General features: G+C 75.2%; 2 protein-coding genes and 1 pseudogene. All 3 read right to left on the bottom strand.

What is annotated here, in order from left to right; all coding sequences use genetic code 11:
* Positions 1 to 43 precede the first annotated feature (43 nt).
* Complete coding sequence (locus ACWJ6R_RS35725; RefSeq protein ID WP_449066446.1) at positions 44 to 700, bottom strand: 4'-phosphopantetheinyl transferase superfamily protein; 657 nt, start codon at positions 698 to 700, stop codon at positions 44 to 46.
* Positions 701 to 749: 49 nt separating this feature from the next.
* Positions 750 to 1403 (bottom strand): hypothetical protein, encoded by a 654-nt coding sequence (locus ACWJ6R_RS35730; protein WP_449066447.1) that lies wholly within the window; start codon positions 1401 to 1403, stop codon positions 750 to 752.
* Between the two features lie 199 nt (positions 1404 to 1602).
* A pseudogene (locus tag ACWJ6R_RS35735) lies at positions 1603 to 1846 on the bottom strand (hypothetical protein); the annotation flags it as partial.

A 1846-nucleotide genomic window follows, 5' to 3' on the forward strand; every position in this document is an offset into this window, starting at 1 on the left:
CGCCGCCCGGCGGCCGGGGTTCGGGCTCACCAGGGTTCGGGGCTCAGCCGAGCGTGGCGGGGTGGTCGGAGACGACGCAGACCGCGATCTCCCGGTCGTCCGCGCCGCGGGTCCGCCACTCGAGCAGGTGCCGGCCCTGCCAGCGCAGGGCGCGCGGGCCGTCCGGCGGGAGGTCCAGGGGGAGGGCGGACAGGTCGGCCGCGCGCAGGCCGTCCAGGGTCAGCTCACCGCGCTTGACGAGCGCCTCCTTGCGCGCCCAGAGCCGGATCAGCTCCTCGTTCCCGCGGACCAGCTCCCGCTCCGCGGGGGTGAGCGCCTGCCCGGCCAGGGACTCGTCCAGGGGGCCGGCCGGGACGCACTCGGCGTCCACGCCGACCAGGCCGGGACCCGCCGCGGCGCACACGTATCCGCGGGTGTGGCTCAGGCTGACGCCGAGCCGGGGGATCTCCGCGATGTACGGCCTGCCGTGCCCCGGCCCGTGGTACTCGCAGATCTGCAGCAGGGTCAGCCGGTCCTCCGGAACCCCGGCCACCTTGGCCGCGCACCGCCGTACGAGCACGTGGGCCGCGACGAAGTCACGCCGGTCGGACTCCCGGATGAACGCCGCCGCGCGCTCGCGCTCCACCTCGGTGAGCAGGTCCATCGAGGCCGGAGAACAGATCTCGTCGGTGGGGCCGGCCAGCACCAGACAATCACGCATTCGCCCAGATTAGAGCTTTCGGTAGGAATGGGAGGGTATATCGCCTGAGTCACCGGTCCTTCCCGGTCGGACTCGGGGAGGGACCGGGCTCGACCGCCTTGCCGTCGGGATCGGTCACGAGCTCGTCGGCGGCGCCCATCACGGTCGCGTCGTTCACCCTCCACTGGCCGCCGATCTTGACCAGGCCCAGCTCCATGTGGGCGCCGAGCATGCGCCGGGTGCCCGCGGTGCTCTTCACCTGGGAGTCCACGACCGTGATGGCCCTGGCCCTGCCGTCGGCGACCTCGGAGACGTAGACGCCGCGGACCGAGGCCGTGGAGGACGCCCGCATCGCGCTGATCACGCTCTCCAGCGGGCTGAACGCCTCGTCGTAGGTCTTCTCGAAGTCCTCGCCCGACAGGCCGAAGACCCGGTCGCGGTAGGCCTGCAGATCGGTGTGGTCATAGGTCTGCAGCGCCACGGCGAACTCCCCGGCCCTGGTGGAGACCGCGAGCCGCTCGCTCCGCTCCGCCGCGAGCCGGTCGGCCAGCCGCTCGGCGGAGATCCACTGCACCGCGCCGAACGCCACCGCCCCCGCGACGACCGCTCCGGCGACCGCCCAGGCCACCCTCCTGCGCCACGCCGCGGACCCCTTGCGGCCCCCGGAGACGCTCTCCTGCTCCGCCGCCGGGGCGGCCGTGGAGATGGGCCCCGACGTGGGCACAGGTCCCGACGCGGACTCAGGCTCGGGTCCGGGTCCGGGTCCGGGTGCGGGCGCGGACCCAGGCTCGGGTGCGGCTCCGGGCTCCGGGGGCACGGCGCGGCCGGCGGGCTTCCCGGGCTTCCCGGGTTCCTCGGTGGGGATGCCGACGGTGGGAGCCTCCTCGGCGAGATCCGCGGGCTTCTGGGAGGTGGGACTCATGTCAGTGCTCCTGTTCACGGCGGCGGGCCGCCCGGCCGACGGCGATCCAGCCGAGCACGCCGCCGGAGACGGCGACGGCGGCGAGGACCGCGACGATGAGGGGGGTGAGGTTCTGCGGCGCGGGACCGGTGGCGTCCCGCCCTTCCCCGGCCTCGACCGGCCGCCGGGCTCTCCGGGCTCGCCGGGGCCGGTGGGATCGCCGTCCGCGGGCGTCGGCCCGCCGTCCGGGACGCGGCGGCTCGCAC

Source organism: Planomonospora algeriensis, from assembly GCF_977012225.1.